This is a genomic window from Streptomyces sp. YKOK-I1 (assembly GCF_054660435.1).
On sequence record NZ_BAAGDR010000001.1, the window covers coordinates 3078271 to 3096442 of the forward strand.

15 protein-coding genes and 1 pseudogene are annotated in these 18172 nt (G+C 72.6%); 7 read left to right on the forward strand and 9 right to left on the reverse strand.

Annotated features, from left to right (window positions below):
- Positions 1-22: 22 nt before the first annotated feature.
- Together ACYQ8Q_RS13310 and ACYQ8Q_RS13315 are read left to right on the forward strand one after the other, a co-directional pair.
- The gene (locus ACYQ8Q_RS13310; protein WP_460064712.1) at positions 23-235 is read left to right on the forward strand and encodes a hypothetical protein; all 213 of its coding nucleotides are present in this window, start codon (positions 23-25) and stop codon (positions 233-235) included.
- 166 nt (positions 236-401) lie between these two features.
- A complete protein-coding gene (locus ACYQ8Q_RS13315; protein WP_460064714.1) occupies positions 402-2765 on the forward strand; it encodes a hypothetical protein in 2364 nt (787 codons plus the stop codon).
- Between the two features lie 76 nt (positions 2766-2841).
- On the opposite strand, the gene ACYQ8Q_RS13320 is transcribed toward ACYQ8Q_RS13315, so the two are convergent.
- Positions 2842-3198, reverse strand: a complete 357-nt coding sequence (locus ACYQ8Q_RS13320) for a HesB/IscA family protein (protein WP_030794551.1) — start codon at positions 3196-3198, stop codon at positions 2842-2844.
- Positions 3199-3452: 254 nt separating this feature from the next.
- Here ACYQ8Q_RS13320 and nadA point away from each other — a divergent pair, with 254 nt between their 5' ends.
- Positions 3453-4637 carry a quinolinate synthase NadA gene (gene nadA, locus ACYQ8Q_RS13325; RefSeq protein WP_460064715.1) on the forward strand — a complete coding sequence of 395 codons (1185 nt, stop codon included), beginning with the start codon at positions 3453-3455 and terminating at the stop codon, positions 4635-4637.
- Between the two features lie 22 nt (positions 4638-4659).
- On the opposite strand, the gene ACYQ8Q_RS13330 is transcribed toward nadA, so the two are convergent.
- From ACYQ8Q_RS13330 to ACYQ8Q_RS13360, 7 genes and pseudogenes are all read right to left on the reverse strand, one after another.
- Positions 4660-6981, reverse strand: a complete 2322-nt coding sequence (locus ACYQ8Q_RS13330; RefSeq protein ID WP_460064716.1) for a protein kinase domain-containing protein — start codon at positions 6979-6981, stop codon at positions 4660-4662.
- Positions 6982-7031: 50 nt separating this feature from the next.
- Positions 7032-9332 carry a protein kinase domain-containing protein gene (locus ACYQ8Q_RS13335; RefSeq protein WP_460064717.1) on the reverse strand — a complete coding sequence of 767 codons (2301 nt, stop codon included), beginning with the start codon at positions 9330-9332 and terminating at the stop codon, positions 7032-7034.
- Between the two features lie 71 nt (positions 9333-9403).
- A pseudogene (locus tag ACYQ8Q_RS13340) lies at positions 9404-10178 on the reverse strand (efflux RND transporter permease subunit); the annotation flags it as partial.
- A gap of 269 nt (positions 10179-10447) precedes the next feature.
- A complete protein-coding gene (locus ACYQ8Q_RS13345) occupies positions 10448-11128 on the reverse strand; it encodes a response regulator (RefSeq protein WP_460064718.1) in 681 nt (226 codons plus the stop codon).
- Complete coding sequence (locus ACYQ8Q_RS13350) at positions 11125-12348, reverse strand: sensor histidine kinase (RefSeq protein ID WP_460064720.1); 1224 nt, start codon at positions 12346-12348, stop codon at positions 11125-11127. The genes ACYQ8Q_RS13345 and ACYQ8Q_RS13350 overlap by 4 nt, the downstream gene beginning before the upstream one ends.
- A gap of 132 nt (positions 12349-12480) precedes the next feature.
- Positions 12481-12759 (reverse strand): PspA-associated protein PspAA, encoded by a 279-nt coding sequence (pspAA, locus tag ACYQ8Q_RS13355; RefSeq protein WP_460064722.1) that lies wholly within the window; start codon positions 12757-12759, stop codon positions 12481-12483.
- A gap of 22 nt (positions 12760-12781) precedes the next feature.
- Positions 12782-13552, reverse strand: a complete 771-nt coding sequence (locus ACYQ8Q_RS13360; RefSeq protein ID WP_460073297.1) for a PspA/IM30 family protein — start codon at positions 13550-13552, stop codon at positions 12782-12784.
- Positions 13553-13867: 315 nt separating this feature from the next.
- Here ACYQ8Q_RS13360 and ACYQ8Q_RS13365 point away from each other — a divergent pair, with 315 nt between their 5' ends.
- The 3 genes from ACYQ8Q_RS13365 (at position 13868) to ACYQ8Q_RS13375 (ending at position 16503) form a co-directional block, all read left to right on the forward strand.
- Complete coding sequence (locus ACYQ8Q_RS13365) at positions 13868-14485, forward strand: DUF3043 domain-containing protein (RefSeq protein ID WP_460064723.1); 618 nt, start codon at positions 13868-13870, stop codon at positions 14483-14485.
- 83 nt (positions 14486-14568) lie between these two features.
- A complete protein-coding gene (locus tag ACYQ8Q_RS13370) occupies positions 14569-15273 on the forward strand; it encodes a methyltransferase domain-containing protein (RefSeq protein ID WP_460064725.1) in 705 nt (234 codons plus the stop codon).
- A gap of 156 nt (positions 15274-15429) precedes the next feature.
- Complete coding sequence (locus ACYQ8Q_RS13375; RefSeq protein WP_460064727.1) at positions 15430-16503, forward strand: S1C family serine protease; 1074 nt, start codon at positions 15430-15432, stop codon at positions 16501-16503.
- Between the two features lie 66 nt (positions 16504-16569).
- Here the strand turns inward: ACYQ8Q_RS13375 and ACYQ8Q_RS13380 are convergent, their stop codons facing one another.
- Positions 16570-16782 carry a hypothetical protein gene (locus tag ACYQ8Q_RS13380; RefSeq protein WP_460064729.1) on the reverse strand — a complete coding sequence of 71 codons (213 nt, stop codon included), beginning with the start codon at positions 16780-16782 and terminating at the stop codon, positions 16570-16572.
- Between the two features lie 113 nt (positions 16783-16895).
- Here ACYQ8Q_RS13380 and ACYQ8Q_RS13385 point away from each other — a divergent pair, with 113 nt between their 5' ends.
- Positions 16896-18104 carry a bifunctional adenosylcobinamide kinase/adenosylcobinamide-phosphate guanylyltransferase gene (locus ACYQ8Q_RS13385; RefSeq protein WP_460064731.1) on the forward strand — a complete coding sequence of 403 codons (1209 nt, stop codon included), beginning with the start codon at positions 16896-16898 and terminating at the stop codon, positions 18102-18104.
- Positions 18105-18172: the final 68 nt, after the last annotated feature.

Sequence of the window (18172 nt, forward strand, 5' to 3'; positions counted from 1 at the left end):
CTTCCGTGCTTACGGTTCCGCTATGACGAACCTCGAGTTCCGCATCGCCCCCGCACCGGCCGACCTCGAAGGCGGCCTCGCCTCCCTGCGGGGCGACTGCGCCCGGATGGCTCCGCACTGGGCTGCTCCGGAGAAGATCGCTTCCCGTCCGGTCTCCCCGTCACGCATTCACGGTGTCTCCGTCCCGGCGAGGTCGGCACGGCTCGTGGACGCCATGCCGGACTACGGCAACTAGGGGGTTCCCTCCGCATTTCCTTTCGCTCTTTCCTTACGGCCTTTCCTTACGGCTTTTCCGGCCGGGGCGCTCACAGGGAACCGTGCGCTCCCCCGCCGCGTCCCATCGCTGTCCCTCGTCGAGGGGATGTGAGGTACGACAGCAGGGCAGCCGAAGGAGCGATGCGGTGAACACCGAGCGACCCGAGAACGACGACGCCGCGCGCGAGCCGGAGCGGACGGGCTCCGCGCAGCAGGAGGCGGCGGAGAGCACGCCGGCCGGGGCCGCCGACGCGGTCGCGGAGTCTCCCGCCGCCCCGGAGTCCCGGAAGCCCGCGGCAACCGAGAAAGCGCCCGGGGCCAGTGAGGCCCGGGATGCCGAGAAGGCATCCCCGGCCCAGAAGCCCACGAAGACCCCGGAGTCCCCAAAGGCCACGGAGGCCCCCGAGCCCTTGACGGCCCCGGAGGGCCGGGGGTGCTCGGAGAGCCAGGAAGGCCCGGAGGCCCCCACGCCCCTGGCGGCCCCGGAGGGCCGGGAGGACTCGGAGAGCCAGGAAGACCGGGACAGCTCGAAGGACCGCGAGCCCCTGGCAGCCCCGCACAGCCCGAAGGGCCGGGAGGGCACGGTGGGCCCGCAAGACCAGGAGAGCTCAAAGGACCGCGAGGCCCTGACGAACCCGCAGGGCCGGGAGGCCCCGGAGAACCACGAGCCCCTGGCAGCCCCGGACAACCCGAAGGACCGGGAGGACACGGTCGGCCCGCAGGGCCGGAAGGGCTCGGAGGGCCGGGAAGGCTCAGAGGGCCGGGAAGGCTCGGAGGGTCGCGCGCCGCTGGCGAACCCGAAGGGCCGGGATAGCTCCGAGAGCCCGCAAGACCAAAAGGCCCCGGAGGACCGCGAGGCCCTGGCGAACCCGCAAAGCCGGGAGGCCCCGGAGAACCACGAGCCCCTGGCAACCCCGGACAGCCCGAAGGACCGGGAGGACACGGTCGGCCCGCAAGGCCGGAAGGGCTCCGAGAGCCAGGAAGGCTCGGAGGACCGCGAGGCCCTGGCGAACCCGGAGGGTCGCGTGCCCCTGGCAGTTCCGGAGGTTCCGGGGACGTTGGTGGGTGGTGGTGGGGACGAGAGCTTGGCAGCGCCCCGGCGTCGCTCGCCTTTCCTCGTTCTGTCCGTTGCCGCCGCCGTGCTGCTCGTCGGTGGGGGCGGGGCGTATCTCAGTGCGCACGCCGGCGGGGGTGGCGGCGGGGCCGGGGCGTCCTCCGGTGGTGGCACCCCCGTGCCGCTGACGCTGGACGACTACGCCGGGACCGGCTCCGGCGGGGGGTCGAACGGCATCGCGCCCGGTGAACCGAACCCGTACGGGGTGACGTACCAGGCCTCCGGCACCCTCCCCGAAGGCCCCGGTTCCGCGCCCGTGTACTGGGCGAAGGGCGAGGTCGGCAAGGACGAGGTGGCGCGGCTGGCGAAGGCGCTCGGGGTGGACGGGACGCCCGTGGCGGACGGCGAGGCCTGGAAGGTGGGCGCCGGGAACGACGGCTCGGGGCCGGTGCTGCGGGTGAACCGGCAGGCGCCGGGCATGTGGACGTTCAGCCGGTACGCGCCCGGCACGGACAACTGCAAGGGCGGCATCGCCAAGTGCAGGCAGGATCCCGCCGCCCCGGCCGCCGATCCGGTGAGCGAGGCGGCCGCGAAGAAGGCGGCGGCGCCGATCCTGAAGGCGGTCGGACAGGACGACGCCAAGGTGGACGCGAGCCAGGTCATGGGCGCCCAGCGGGTGGTGAACGCGGACCCGGAGGTCGGCGGCCTGCCCACCTACGGGTGGACGACCGGGATCAGCGTCGGCGCCGACGGGGTCGTCATCGGCGGGAACGGGCAGCTCAAGGCACCGGTCGAGGGTGCCGCGTACCCCCTGCTGACCGCCGCGGAGGCGCTGAAGGCGCTGAACGCGGCTCCGGGGAGCGACCACCGGATGGGCATCGGCGGGTGTGCCAGCCCGGTGCCGCTGAAGGACCGGCTGGAGAGTCCGTGCGGCTCGTCCACGAGCTCCGGCGCGGGCTCCGCGGAGACCGTGACCGTCGAGGACGCGGTGCTCGGGCTCGCCCCGCACACCTCGGGCGGACGGCAGGTGCTCGTGCCGTCCTGGCTGTTCGACGTGCGGGGCACGGGAGCCGCGGACGCGTACCGGGTGACGCAGCCGGCGGTCGACCCGGCCTATCTGAAGAGCGCCTCGACGCCCACCCCGGCGCCGAGTGCCTCCTCGGGCACCCGGAACGTACAGGTGGACGGCTACACGGCCGAGGGCGACGAGCTGGTCGTGAGCTTCACGGGCGGGGTCTGCGCCGACTACGCGGCGAGCGCGAAGGAGTCCGGCGACCAGGTGACGGTCACCGTGACCGAGACGCCCTGGCCGAACAAGGTCTGCATCCTGATCGCCAAGGAGTACCACGAGACCGTACGGCTGGACGCGCCGCTCGGCGGCCGGAAGGTGGTCGGCTCGGACGGGGCGGCCGTACCGCTGGAGAAGGCGGGGGCGCGGCTGCCTGACGTCCAGTAGACGGCGCGGGAGCAGGTACGACGAAGGCGGCGGCCCCTTCTCGAGGGGCCGCCGCCTTCGCGCACGCCGTCATGACCTAGCTGAACGAGTCACCGCAGGCGCAGGAGCCCGTCGCGTTCGGGTTGTCGATCGTGAAGCCCTGCTTCTCGATCGTGTCGACGAAGTCGATGGAGGCGCCGCCCAGGTACGGGGCGCTCATCCGGTCGGTGACGACCTTGACGCCGTCGAAGTCCTTGACGACGTCGCCGTCGAGGGAGCGCTCGTCGAAGAAGAGCTGGTAACGCAGGCCGGAGCAGCCGCCGGGCTGCACGGCGACGCGCAGGGCCAGGTCGTCACGGCCTTCCTGGTCGAGCAGGGCCTTGACCTTCGCCGCGGCGGCGTCGGACAGGATGATGCCGTCGGTGACGGTGCTGGTCTCGTCCGATACGGACATCTACATCTCTCCCGGGTTGTACGGAGACTGCTTGCCGACGGTTGCAACCGACGGGGCCGCGGATTCATTCCGGGCCCAGCTTGTGTCTTTGTCGTTCCCTTCTCATGCTCGCACATGCGGTTGCGAGCGGAAAACGTCACTTCACGCCTCTCCGGGATTCATGTCACATCGACGCGATGACCATCGTCAACGTGACACGAAGCAGGCTATCATAGATAGCGTCAGTTCGACGAAAAGTAGAAAGGGTGCGTGACGTGACCACCGCCCAGACCACGGAGCTCGACGTACAGCCGACTCCGCTCGCCCTGTTGCTGCTCGGCCGCGAGGCCGACCCGAAGAGCGAGCGGGGTGTCGAGTGCCCCGGCGACCTGCCCTCGCCCTCCGACCCGGACCTGGTCGAGCGGGCCCGGGCGGCCAAGGAGAAGCTCGGTGACAAGGTCTTCGTGCTCGGCCACCACTACCAGCGCGACGAGGTCATCCAGTTCGCCGACGTCACGGGCGACTCCTTCAAGCTGGCCCGGGACGCGGCCGCCCGCCCGGAGGCCGAGTACATCGTGTTCTGCGGTGTGCACTTCATGGCCGAGTCGGCGGACATCCTGACCTCGGACGAGCAGAAGGTGGTCCTGCCCGACCTCGCGGCCGGCTGCTCGATGGCCGACATGGCGACGGCCGAGCAGGTCGCCGAGTGCTGGGACGTGCTGACCGAGGCCGGCATAGCCGAGCAGGTCGTGCCCGTCTCGTACATGAACTCGTCCGCGGACATCAAGGCGTTCACGGGCCGGCACGGCGGCACGATCTGCACCTCGTCCAACGCCCGGCGGGCCCTGGAGTGGGCCTTCGAGCAGGGCGAGAAGGTCCTCTTCCTGCCCGACCAGCACCTCGGCCGCAACACCGCCGTCCGGGACATGGGCATGTCCCTGGAGGACTGTGTCGTCTACAACCCGCACAAGCCGAACGGCGGGCTGACCGCCGAGCAGCTGCGCGACGCGAAGATGATCCTGTGGCGCGGCCACTGCTCGGTGCACGGCCGCTTCAGCCTGGAGTCGGTCGAGGACGTCCGCGCCCGCATCCCCGGCGTGAACGTGCTGGTGCACCCCGAGTGCAAGCACGAGGTCGTCGCCGCGGCGGACCACGTCGGCTCGACCGAGTACATCATCAAGGCGCTGGAGGCGGCCCCGGCCGGCTCCAAGTGGGCCATCGGCACCGAGCTGAACCTGGTGCGCCGCCTGGCGAACCGCTTCGCGCCCGAGGGCAAGGAGATCGTCTTCCTCGACAAGACGGTCTGCTTCTGCTCGACCATGAACCGCATCGACCTCCCCCACCTGGTCTGGACCCTGGAGTCGCTGGCCGAGGGCAAGCTGGTCAACCGCATCGAGGTCGACGCGGAGACCGAGGCGTTCGCCAAACTGGCGCTGGAGCGGATGCTGGCGCTGCCGTAGCCGGACCCGCGCGGACCCCGGATCACCCCGACACCGGCTCCAGGTCGGGGTGATCCGGGTCCAGCGTGACGACGGTCCCGTCCGGGCACAGCACCACCAGGGCGCCCTCGTCGAGGAACACGCGCGCCGCCGCGTAGCCCGGCTCGGCGACATGGTCGGCGCGCGCGGGGGACTCCCACAGCAGGGTGCCCTTGCCCGTGTCCAGGGCGGCGACCCGGCCGGAGGCACTGGCCGCGAACACCGTACGGCCCTGCCCGTCGGCGACGGGCACGCCCGGCTGCTGAAGGGTGGTCGAGGTCGCCCACAGGCGCTCGCCGGTCCCGGGCGCGTAGGCGGTCAGCAGGCCGCTGGAGGAGGCGAAGCAGAGCACGCCGCCGACCAGCGAGACCCGGCCGCGCGGACCGCCCGTCAGCTTCTTCTTCCGTACGGCCGCGGTGTCCGGATCGATCAGCAGGACCTCGGTGTACGTCGTGTCCGCGGAGGTCCGGCCCTCCCGCAGGGACATCACGAAGACCAGGTCGCCGCCGAGGGTGCCGACGTGGACGGCGTCGCCGTCGGGCACGCTCACCTTCCGGGGCGTGCCGTCGGCGGGGTCGACGGCGTAGAAGACGGTGCGTGACGGTGTGCCCGCGTTGGTGCAGCCCGCGTACGGAAGGCCGTCGACGTCGTGGACCTGGCAGGAGTAGCCGGCCCCGGCGGGCAGCGTCGTGGTCCAGCGCGTACTGCCGTCGCGCGGGTCGCGGGCCGTCACGCGCAGGCCGTCCGGGATCAGCAGCAGATCACCGACGACGGCGGGCGTCTCATAGCTGTCCGCCGCCGCGCGCGACCAGAGCCGGTCGCCGGTGCCCGCGTCGAGGGCGACGACGGTGGCCGCCGTGTCGTCGCCCGCGCTGTTCAGGACCGCCTGGCTGACCAGCACCACGTCGTCGTGCACCCCGACGGGCGTGCTGTCGTACCTCGCCCGTGTCACGTCCGAGGGCAGGGGCTCCGCGCGCCAGACGATCCGGCCCGTCGCCGCGTCGACCCGGATCGGCAGGGTGCCGTCGCCCCCGCAGTACAGGGCGCCCCGGCCCGCCGTACAGGACAGGGAGCCGCCGTCGGCCACCCCGCCGGCGCCGCCCAACGGCTCGCGCACCCCGCTCGCGGCCGTCGCGAAGACGGACGTCCGCCAGGGCTTCCAGCCGTCCGGAAGGGAGTCCCAGCGGGAGGACCCGGCACCCGTGGCGTCCGGCTCCGCCGTCGCGTCGGCCCCCTGGAACGGGTCGAACAGGAAGGCGCCGGTGAGCGCCACGGCGAGGACGCCCGCCACCGCGATCAGGACCGGCCACCGGGGCGGCCGGGGCCGACGGCCCGCCCGGAACGCCCAGAACACCCGGGCGGGCTCCCCGGGTGCGGACCCGTCGGGTGCGGGATGGCTGGGCGCAGCGCGGCCGGGTACGGCACGACCGAACACGGCACGGCCGGATGCGGACCGGTCGGGTGCAGCACCGGCCGCCGGCGTGCGCAGGGTCACCGTCGGCACGTCGCCCGTCTCCGGCTCGGGCAGCGCGCCCGCCAGCTCCCGGCCCAGTTCGTCGAGTCCGGGCCGGTCGTCGGCCTCCTTGGCCAGGCAGCGGACCAGCACCGCGCGCAGCGGTTCGGCGACCGGGTCCACCGACGGTTCCTCGTGCATGACGCGGTACGCCGTCATGTAGGGGCTCTCGGCGTCGAAGGGGCCGCGGCCGGTGGCGGCGAACACCAGCAGCGCGCCGAGGGAGAAGACGTCCGAGGCCGGGCCCACCGAGCGGGCGTCCTTGAACTGCTCCGGGGACATGAACGGCGGGGTGCCGATCGCGTGCCCCGTCTCGGTGAGGGTCTGGTTCTCGGTGGCGCGGGAGATACCGAAGTCGATCACCCGGGGGCCGTCCTCGGCCATCAGCACGTTGGCGGGCTTGAGGTCACGGTGGACGACCCCGGCCCGGTGGATGTCCCGCAGCGCCTCCACCAGCCCGAGGGCCAGCCGCCGCAGCTCCGCCCCCTTCAGCGGGCCGGTGTCGCGGATGCGGGCGGAGAGCGCGGCGCCCGGCACGTACTGGGTGGCCATCCAGGGCCGTATGGCCTCCGGATCGGCGTCCACGACCGGAGCGGTGAACGCCCCGCTGACCTTGCGGACCGCCTCGATCTCCTGCCGGAACCGGGCCCGGAAGACACCGTCCTCCGCGTACTGCGCGTGCACCAGCTTGACGGCGACGTCACGCCCCGAACGGGACCGGCCCAGGTAGACGACGCCCATCCCGCCCGACCCGAGGCGGTCGACGATCCGATACCCGCCGAGCGCCTTCGGATCGCCCTTGTGCAGCGGCACGTCCCGATTCCCTTCCCCCGCCGGACAGTTCGTCCACAGGATAGGGAACGTCAGCCCGCCGAGACCGGTGTCCGGTCGGGGTGGGCCGGGTCGAGGGTGAAGACCGTGCCGTCGGCGGTCACCACCACCACCGATCCCTTGTTGATCAGCACGCTCGGCTCGATTCCGCCGGCCAGGACCTCGGCACGGGCGTCCGACTCCCACAGCAGGGTGCCCTTGGCCGCGTCCAGGGCCGCCATCCGGCCGCTGGTGGTGGCCAGGTACACCGTGTTGCCCTCGTCGTCCAGGGTGACCGCGCCGGGTGACTCCATGTTGGTGTGGCTCTCCCACTTCCGGGTGCCGGTGAGCGGGTCGACGGCGGTCACCAGCCCGCCGGAGGTGGAGAACCAGAGCGTGTCGTGCCGCAGCACCGCCTGCCCCCGGAACGTGCCGTTCAGCTCGCTCACCTCGCGCTCGCCGCTGTCGGGATCGATGCGCACGATGCGGTGGTACGTGACGTCGCCGCTGAGGAAGGGGTCCTCGTCGTCCGACTCCACGAAGACCAGCCGCCCGTCGAGGGCGCCGACGAGGAACGCCTTGCCCTCCACCGCGGTCACCCGGCGGGTGGAGCCGTCGGCGGAGTCGATGACGAGGTACTGCGTGGCGTCGGAGTTCTCCTCCTGGGTGACGCACTCCACGTAGAAGCGGTCCCCCAGGGACGTCGGAGTGCAGTAGTGGCCGGCGGGCAGGGACACCTGCCAGCGCGCCGTGCCGTCGCTCGCCGAGCGGGCGGTCAGGGTGCGGCCGTCGCCCTCCTCCATCAGGCCGAGACCGTCCGCGGAGACCGATCCGAGCCCGTCCTTGTAGGTGTTCCGGGTCCAGAGCGTCTTGCCGGTCTCGCTGTCGAGACCGAGGACGGCCTGCACCTTCGTCCCGCCGGACGCCTCGTCGACGACCAGCTCCACCAGCACCACGCCGTCCTGCACACCGAAGACCGACGTGGTGTACAGGTCGGCGGAGGTCCCGGCGGGCGCGATGTCCGCCCGCCACAGGATCCTTCCGGTGGCGCCGTCGATCCGCACCGGCAGGAGCGCGCTGCCCCCGCAGTAGACGGCGCCCTCGCCCAGGGCGCAGAACGGCGCGGTCGCGGTCTCCCTGGTGTCCGGGGCCTTGCGCAGTCCGCTCTCGGCGTCCGCGGTCACGGTCGTCTGCCAGGGCTTCCAGCCGGAGGGGAGAGCCGCCCACCGGGAGGCGGCGGACGGGCCGGAGGACGGGGCCGAGGTGCTGCTCGACGCCGGGGTGTCGTCGGCGAATCCCGGCCCGTAGGTGACGTAGCCGAGCAGTCCCAGGGCGAGCGCGCAGGCCGTGCCGGCCACGGTCCACACCGGACGCAGCCGGCGCCTGCGGCCCGCGCCGGTGCCGGCGGCGGTGGGGCCGGCGGCGTTGCCCGGGTCGGTCTCCGGGGCGGCCCGCAGGGGGACCGGCCGCAGGGTCATCGTGGGCGGATCGTCGTCGCCCACGGGCTCGGGCAGGACGGAGGCGAAGTCCTGGGCCAGTTCCTCGAGTCCGGGCCGGTCCTTGGCCTCCTTGGCCAGGCAGCGCTCCAGGACGGTGCGCAGGGGGCGCGCCACCCCCTCCAGCACGGGCTCGTGGTGGACCACCCGGTAGGCGGTGAGATAGGGGCTGTCGGCGTCGAAGGGGCCCCGGCCGGTGAGGGAGTACGCCAGCAGCGCGCCGAGCGAGAAGACATCGGAGGCGGGGCCGACCGAGCGGGCGTCGGTGAACTGCTCCGGCGACATGAAGGGCGGGGTGCCGATCATCTGGCCGGTCTCGGTGAGGGTGTTGTGGTTCTCGGCCGCCCTGGATATGCCGAAGTCGATGACGCGGGGGCCGTCCTCGGCCATCAGGACGTTCGCCGGCTTCAGATCGCGGTGCACCACGCCCGCCCGGTGGATGTCCCGCAGCGCCTCCACCAGCCCGAGGGCCACCAGCCGTATCTCGGGGCCCCGGATCGGGCCGCCCTCACGGATCCGGTCGGCGAGGGAGCGTCCGGGCACGTACTGGGTCGCCATCCAGGGGCGTGCCGCGTCCGGGTCGACGTCCACGACCGGTGCGGTGAAGGCGCCGCTCACCCGGCGGACGGCCGCGATCTCCTGCCGGAACCGGGCCCGGAAGACGGCGTCCTCGGCGTACTGGGCATGCACCACCTTCAGGGCGACCTCGCGCCCCGACCGTGAGCGGGCACGGTAGACGACACCCATGCCTCCGGCGCCGAGCCGGTCGACGATCCGGTATCCGCCGAGCGTCCTCGGGTCGTCCTTGTGCAGCGGCACGTCCCGATTCCCTTTCGCCGCCGAGCAGTTCGAGCGCACAGCATAAGGAACCGGACCACCGGAAAAACCGTCGGCGTGACGGACGGGGTGTCCGCCGCGCCGACGTGCCCTCAGACGCCGGCCGGTCCGGGCGTCTTGTCGGGCTGTGCGGACTGCCGCTTCAGGGCCCGCTTCCTGGCCCGGCGTTCCTTGCGCGGTTCGAGCATCGCGTAGAGCGTCGGGACGAGGAGCAGGGTGAGCAGCGTCGAGCTGATCAGGCAACAGGGCGAAGATGGTCGCGAGCGCGGTCATCAGGACGGGGCGCAGCCGGTGCCGGCCGCCTTCGACCACGGCCTCGACGACGCCGTACCCCTGCTTGCGGTACTGGTTGACGAGGTCGATCAGCACGATCGCGTTGGTCACCACGATGCCGATGAGCATCAGCATGCCGATCACCGCCGGGACGCCCATCGGGGTGCCGGTGACGAGCAGCAGACCGATCGCGCCGGTCGCCGCGAACGGGATGGAGACCAGCAGGATCAGCGGCTGGACGAGCGAACGGAACGTCGCCACCAGCAGCATGAAGACGATCGCGATCGCCGCGAGCATCGCCAGGCCCAGGTTCCTGAACGCGCTGTCCTGGTCGGAGGAGACCCCGCCGATCTGGGCCGTGGCGCCCGCCGGGAGCTGCAACGCATCGATCCTCGACTGCAGTTGGGTGCTGACCGCGCCCGTGTTGTCGCCGGTCGGCCGGGCGGTGACGGTGGCCGCGCGCTGCCCGTCGATCCGGGTCATCGACACCGGGCCGTCGACCAGTTGGACGGTGGCGATGTCACCGAGCCGTACGGCGCCGAGCCGGAGGGCCTTCAGTTCGGCCAGGGTCCGCGCGGGCTTGGCCGAAAGGACGCCACGACGAGGGCGTTGCCCTCGCTCGCGGTGGAGGTGACACCGGTGATGCCGTCGACACCCTCGAGGCTGTTGACGACCACATCACACGCACCCGCTTCTGCGGATCTCTCTTCTTTGAACCCTCCCCGACACGGGGATTCCCGGCTCACGCTGCTTGTCCGCCCGGCGGACGGTCAAGTCTCACGCGATCAACACCGGCCGGGTTGGAACCAGCCCGGCGACACCGACCGTACCCCAACCAACCGTGCAATAAGGGACAGTTGAGGTCACTCCACCCTCGGGCGGACCAGCCCCGACTCGTACGCGATCACCACGAGCTGGGCCCGGTCACGGGCGCCGAGCTTGGCCATGGCCCGGTTGACGTGCGTCTTCACGGTGAGCGGGCTGACCTCCAGCCGCTCGGCTATCTCGTCGTTGGAGTGACCGCCGGCCACCTGGACGAGGACCTCGCGCTCCCGCACCGTGAGGGCGCCGAGGCGCTGTGCCCGGGCGGGGTCGTGGTCGTCGGGGGCGTCGCCCTGCGCGAGGAAGCGGGCGATCAGGCCCTTGGTGGCGGCCGGGGAGAGCAGGGCCTCGCCGCCGGCGGCGATCCGGATCGCGCTGAGCAGCTCCTCCGGCTCGCTGCCCTTGCCGAGGAAGCCGGAGGCGCCCGCGCGCAGTGACTGCACCACGTAGTCGTCGACCTCGAAGGTGGTCAGGATGACCACCCGGACCTGGGCGAGGTCGGGGTCGGCGCTGATCTGGCGGGTCGCGGCGAGGCCGTCCGTGCCCGGCATGCGGATGTCCATCAGGACGACGTCCGGACGCTCCTCGCGAGCCAGCCGGACCGCCTGCGCCCCGTCGGACGCCTCCCCCACCACCTCCATGTCGGACTCGGAGTCGACGAGCACCCGGAACGCGCTGCGCAGCAGCGCCTGGTCGTCGGCGAGCAGGACACGGATGGTCATACGGGGTCCTCGGCGGTCCGGGTACGGGTCTTGACGGGCAGGATCGCATGCACCCGGAAGCCGCCTCCGTAGCGGGGACCGGTGGTGAGGGTGCCGCGCAGGGCGGTGACGCGTTCGCGCATGCCGAGCAGTCCGTGTCCACCGCCGGTGACCGGGGCCTCCTCGGCCCCGGGGACTCCGTCGTCGAGGACCGTGATCTCGATGTGCGGTCCCACGCGTACGACGCTGACCTCGGCCTTCGCGTCCCCTCCCGCGTGCTTCTGGACGTTGGTGAGGGCCTCCTGGATGACCCGGTAGGCGGCCAGGTCCACGGCGGCGGGGAGCTTGGTGTCGTGGTCGGCGCGGGCCACCTCGACCAGCAGGCCGGCGTTGCGGAAGGTGCCGGCCAGCTCGTCGAGGCGGTCCAGACCGGGGGCCGGTTCGGTGGGGGCCTCCGGGTCGCCGGACTGGCGCAGCAGGCCGACGGTGGCGCGCAGTTCGCTGAGCGCGGAGCGGCTGGCCTCGCGGACGTGGGCGAGGGCCTCCTTGGCCTGGTCGGGGCGCTTGTCCATGACGTGCGCGGCGACCCCGGCCTGCACGTTGACCAGGGCGATGTGGTGGGCGACCACGTCGTGCAGATCGCGGGCGATGCGCAGGCGTTCCTCGGCGACGCGGCGGCGGGCCTCCTCCTCGCGGGTGCGCTCGGCCCGCTCGGCGCGCTCGCGGATGGCCTGGACGACGGCCCGGCGGCTGCGGACGGCGTCGCCGGCGGTGGCGCCGATGCCGGTCCAGGCGAGGATGCCGAGGTTTTCCTGCGCGTACCAGGGCAGCGGGCCGGCCAGCATCGCGGCGCTGGTGAGGGCGGTCATCGTGACCAGGCCGGCGCGCAGGGTGGTGGGGCGGTCGGTGGTGGCGGCGACGGTGAAGAGGGCGACGACGGCGGACATCGCGACGGGGGCGCGGGGGTCGCCGGTGATCAGCTCGACGACGGAGAGGGTGCCGGTGACGGCGAGGACCGTCATGGGGGCGCGGCGACGGAAGACCAGGGCCATGGCGCCAAGGGTCATCAGCAGGAGGCTGAGGGGGTCGGGGGTGCGGATGCTCCAGCTGACGGTGTGGCCGCTGTGGGGGTCGACGAAGGAGCCGGCGAGCATGCAGAGCAGGACGCCTGCGGCGAGGGCCGAGTCGAGGGCGAGGGGGTGGGCCGTCAGCTGGCGCCGGGCCCGTGCGAGGGGGGTCACTTTCTGCTTACCGTCGCCCTCCTGGCCGTAACTGGAAGCTTGCCGCCGCCAGACCCCCGCTGTCGGCCCCGAACGGACCTCGTCCTCAAACGCCGGACGGGCTGAGACCCGGCCGGCGCCGAGAGGTGCCCCTCAGCCCGGGATCAGCCCGTCGTCGCTCAGCATCTCCCGGACCTCGTCCAGCGTCGCGTCCGGGGACGGAAGGATCAGTTCCGACGGTTCGAGGGAGTCGTCGGGGAGGGGGGTGCCCAGGCGGCGGACCGCGTCCAGCAGGGCGCCCAGCGTCCGGCCGAACCCGCTCGCGTCGCCACCCTCCAGCTCCGCGAGGAGTTCGTCGTCCAGCTTGTTCAGTTCGGCGAGGTGGCCGTCGTCCAGCCTCACCTGTCCCTCCCCCATGATCCGTACGATCATGTCGCCTCCCTCGGCGTGGGCCCTACTGCTTGTCGAAGCGCGGGGTGTCCTGCGGCTGCTGCGGGGACTGCGACTGGCCCGTGCCACCCTCGATGGCCTGCTGGCCGGACGAGGAGCCTCCTGCCAGCTCGGCCTTCATGCGCTGCAGTTCCAGCTCTACATCCGTACCACCGGAGAGCCGGTCCAGCTCGCTCTGGATGTCGTCCTTCGCGATGCCGGTGGGGTCGTCCAGGGCGCCGGAGGCGAGCAGCTCGTCGAGGGCGCCGGCCCGGGCCTGGAGCTGGGCGGTCTTGTCCTCGGCGCGCTGGATGGCGAGGCCGACGTCGCCCATCTCCTCGGAGATGCCGGAGAAGGCCTCGCCGATGCGGGTCTGGGCCTGGGCCGCGGTGTAGGTGGCCTTGATCGTCTCCTTCTTCGTACGGAAGGCGTCGACCTTGGCCTGGAGGCGCTGCGCCGCGAGCGTGAGCTTCTCCTCCTCGCCCTGGAGCGTGGCGTGCTGCGTCTCCAGGTCGGTGACCTGCTGCTGGAGGGCGGCCCGGCGGGAGAGGGCCTCGCGGGCGAGGTCCTCACGGCCGAGCGCGAGCGCCTTGCGGCCCTGGTCCTCCAGCTTCGAGGACTGCGACTGCAACTGGTTGAGCTGCAACTCCAGGCGCTTGCGCGAGGTGGCCACGTCGGCGACGCCGCGGCGGACCTTCTGCAGGAGCTCCAGCTGCTTCTGGTACGAGTAATCGAGGGTCTCGCGCGGGTCCTCGGCCCGGTCAAGGGCCTTGTTCGCCTTCGCGCGGAAGATCATCCCCATACGCTTCATGACACCGCTCATGGGCTTCGCGCGCCCCCTTCTGACGTCCAGCTCCAGCTCTGCGACAGAACCCACAGTACGGGCCCTGCATCCATTGACGCACTGTTCGGGGGCGGATGCGCTCCTCCCCGAGAACGACTGACCGAGTCCTTTGCTCCGGCGTGAGGAGTAGGTGACGCTCAGGGTCGGCGATCGCCTTCCCTTACGTCCCCTCTTCCTCTGTTTTCCCCCGTCTGTCCCGGTCCCGTCTTCACTACAGACGCCTGGTGTTGCCGGATCGTTCCCCGCCGGGCTGGGGTCCATGCCCGGATGCGCTTACCCTTGGGTTTTGTGTTCCGTAGCCGTGCCAAGGAAGAGAAGGCCCCCGCCGACAAGGCGGCGGTGACCGACTCCAAGCAGACCCGTGACCCGCAGGCCCCCAAGGGCCGGCCGACGCCCAAGCGCAGCGAGGCCCAGACCCAGCGCCGCAGCGTCGCCAACACGCCGACGACGCGCAAGGAGGCCGCCAAGCGGCAGCGTGACGAGCGCCGCACCCAGCTGGAGCGCCAGCGCCAGGCCCTGGCGGGCGGTGACGAGCGGTACCTCCCGGCCCGTGACAAGGGCCCGGTCCGCAAGTTCGCGCGCGACTGGGTCGACTCGCGGTTCAACGTGGCGGAGTTCTTCCTGCCCATGGCCGTGGCGATCCTGGTGCTGAGCCTGGTCCGGGTGGCCTCGCTGCAGACCGTCGCGCTGCTGCTGTGGCTGGTCGTGATCGTGCTGATCGTGCTCGACTCGATCGTCTCCGCCTTCCGGCTGCGCAAGGCGCTGCACGCGCGCTTCCCCGACCAGAACAGGCGGGGCGCGGTCGCCTACGCCCTGATGCGCTCTCTGCAGATGCGCCGGCTCCGGCTGCCCAAGCCGCAGGTCAAGCGCGGAGAGCGGCCCTGAGCACGACGGCTTTCTCCGGGGGAGCGGCCGAGGCCTGGCTGAGCAGGCTGGGCGGGCTGCGTGATGTCGTACGGCAGGAGCTGGTGGCCCGGCAGCTCGACGAGCAGATCGCCGGGCGTTATCCGGTCGGGCAGCGGCTGCGCGTGCTCGACGTGGGCATGGGGCAGGGCACGCAGGCGCTGCGGCTGGCCCGCCTCGGTCATCAGGTGACCGGTCTGGAACAGGACGCGACGATGGCCGCGGCGGCCCGTGAGTCGCTCGCCGGGGAGCCCGAGGGCATCCGGGAGCGGATGCGGATCATCGAGGGCGACGGCCGGGACACCGGTGTGCACTTCCTGCCGGGCAGCTTCGACGTGGTGCTGTGCCACGGCGTGCTGATGTACGTCGAGGAGCCGGACGCCCTGCTGGCCGGGCTGGGGCGGATGCTGGCCCCGGGCGGGCTGCTGTCGCTGCTGGTGCGCAACGCGGACGCGCTGGCCATGCGGCCGGGGCTGAGCGGCGACTGGGCGGGCGCGCTGGGCGCGTTCGACACGGTGGCCTATACCAATCGGCTCGGGCTGGACGTGCGCGCGGACCGGCTGGCGACCCTGACCGACGCGCTGGCCGGGATCGGGGCGCCGTTGCAGGCCTGGTTCGGGGTGCGGGTGTTCACCGACACGGCGGTGGACGGGGCCGCGGTGCCCGACGACGTGGAGACGCTGCTCGCCGTCGAGGAGCGGGCGGGGCGGACCGATCCCTACCGGGGGGTGGCGGCGTTGCTGCATCTTTGTGGGGTTCGGGGGGCTTGAGGCCGCAGGGGATGTGCGGGCCGGTGGGGGCTGATCGCGCACCCGCGGCGGAGCCGCATATCGATACGGCCCCGCGCCCCTGGAAAGCGGGCGTCGGTTCGCTCGTTCGGGTGAGTTGAAGAAGCCCCTCAGGCTCCTCGCCGAGAGACTCGGGACATGGACTCTGCCCGTTTCCGTGCTCTGGGATGCGCCCTGCTCGTGTGCTGTGCCGGGTGTTCCGGGCTCGGGGCGCCGGCCGCCGAGAGGACTCCTCGGGCCACCACCGCCCAGGCCGCGCAGGCCGCCGTGCAGCCGCCCGGCCGGGCCGCGGAGGAGTTGGAGAGCGACTTCCAGCGGGTGATCAAGGACGTGCTGCCGTCGGTGGTGCAGATCGAGACGGACAGCGGGCTGGGGTCCGGGGTCGTCTACGACGGCAAGGGGCACATCGTCACCAACGCGCACGTCGTCGCCGACGGGCGGACGTTCCGGGTGACCACCGCCAACAGCAAGAAGCCGCTCACGGCGACCCTCGTCTCCTCGTACCCGGAGCAGGATCTCGCCGTGGTGAAGCTGGACACCGTGCCGGCCGGGCTGCGGGCGGCGTCGTTCGGGGACTCCTCGAAGGTGCAGGTCGGGCAGGTCGTGCTGGCGATGGGATCGCCGCTGGGGCTGTCGTCGAGCGTGACGGAGGGCATCGTCTCGGCGACCGGACGGACCGTCAGCGAGGGCAGCGACGGCGGCGGTACGGGGGCGACCCTCGCCAACATGGTGCAGACCTCGGCGGCGATCAACCCGGGCAACAGCGGGGGCGCGCTGGTCGGACTGGACGGGCAGATCATCGGTATCCCGACGCTCGCCGCGACCGATCCCGAACTCGGCGGCGGGGCGGCGCCCGGCATCGGGTTCGCGATCCCCGCGTCGACCGTGCGCACGATCGCCGACCAGATCGTGCGCAGCGGCCGGGTGACCGACTCGGGCCGGGCGGCGCTCGGCATCACCGGACGCACCTTCGTGGACGCGGACTTCCAGCCCGCCGGGGTGGTCGTGGTGGAGGTGAAGAGCGGCGGGGCGGCCGACAGGGCGGGGATCAGGCCGGGGGACGTCATCGTCCGGCTCGGTGACACGGACGTCACCACCATCACCTCGCTGACGGAGGCGCTGGCCGAGCAGAAGCCGGGTGACCGGACCACGGTGACGTACACCCACGACGGCAAGGAGAAGACGGCCCAGGTGACGCTGGGTGAGCAGTGAGGCGGTGCCCCGGAACCGGAGGAGGGGCGGCCGGGTCGGGGGCCGCCCCTTCCCACGGTTACGGGGTCAGGCCTCGCTCGCGTGCAGGCTCATGGGGCCGTAGATCTCGGTGGAGTCCTCGAAGAGCCGCACCTGGTCCGCGCCGCCTTCGAGGAGGGCCTTCCACTGTTCCCCGATCCAGGACTCGGCGTCCCCCTGGGTGGTGAACTCCTCCGGCTCCACGGCGGGCGGGACCTCCGTCCCGTCGGCCTTCTCGAACCGCCACGTCCATGCCGCCATGTACGCCTCCCTGTTTGAACACGTGCAGAGCAGAAGCCGGATCTTGGTCCGGCTCCTGCCGAGCAGCCTAGTCGGATGCGCAAGACCAGGTCAGGGACGCGAAAATACGCTGTGTGGACGTGACTCTGCTCGGAACCGGTGCCCCGGCGGGACTGCCCCGCCCCGACTGCCCCTGCGCGGTGTGCGCGATGTCGCTGGGACCGCACGCGCGTGCGGCGACCGCGTTGCTCGTGGACGGGTCGCTGCTGCTCGATCTGACGCCGGGTGCGGCCTTCGCGGCGGCCCGGGTGGGCCATTCGCTGGGCGGTGTACGGCAGGTGCTGCTGTCGCATCCGCACGACGGGCCGCCGGTGGAGGTGCCGCCCGGGCTGCCGCAGCCGGGGCGGGTGCCGGACGGGCGTGAGCTGGCGCTGCTGACGGGGCATCGGGTGCGGGCGGTGGCGATGGACGCGCCGGGGACCGGCTACGCGGTGACCGGTCCGGACGGGCAGCGGCTGCTGTATCTGCCGCCGGGGGGCGCGCCGGCCGGTCTGGAGGAGGGGGCGGAGCCCGCGGAGCGGTACGACCTGGTCCTCGCCGATCTGGTGGGGCGGCCGGACGCGCTGGCCAAGCTGCGCGCGGTGGGTGCGGTCGGACCGACGACGGACGTGATCGCCGTACATCTGGACCATGACGTGCCGCCGGGCGCGGAGTTGACGCGACAGCTGGCGGCGGCGGGGGCGCGGGCGGTGCCGGACGGGACGACGCTGGTGGCGGGGGTGTACGAGGACGTGCCGGACGTGCCGCGGCGGACGCTGGTGCTGGGCGGGGCGCGGTCGGGGAAGTCGGTGGAGGCGGAGCGGCGGCTGGAGTCGTTCCCCGATGTGCTGTACGTGGCGACCGGGGGGACGCGGGGCGGGGACACCGAGTGGGCGGCACGGGTGGCCGCGCACCGGGACCGTCGGCCGGGTTCGTGGCGTACGGCGGAGACCTGCGACCTGGTGCCGTTGCTGGCGGAGGAGGGGGCGCCGGTGCTGATCGACTGTCTGTCGCTGTGGCTGACGGACGTCATGGACTCCGTGGGGGCGTGGGACGACGCGGTGTGGGCGGACGGGGGTGAGCGGGCCCTGCGGGGGCGGGTCGCGGAGTTGGCGTCGGCGGTGCGGGGCGCTCGGCGGACCGTGGTGCTGGTGTCGAACGAGGTGGGGTCGGGAATCGTGCCGGCGACCGCGTCCGGGCGCCGCTACCGGGACGAGCTGGGCCGCCTGAACGCGGCGGTGGCGGCGGAGTGCGAGGAGGTCGTCCTGGTGGTGGCGGGCCAGGCGGTGGTGCTGCGGGGATGAGGGCAACACGACTGCAACCCCCTGGGGGCGCGGGGAAGTGCGCGAGCGGCCACCACGCGCCCGCACGT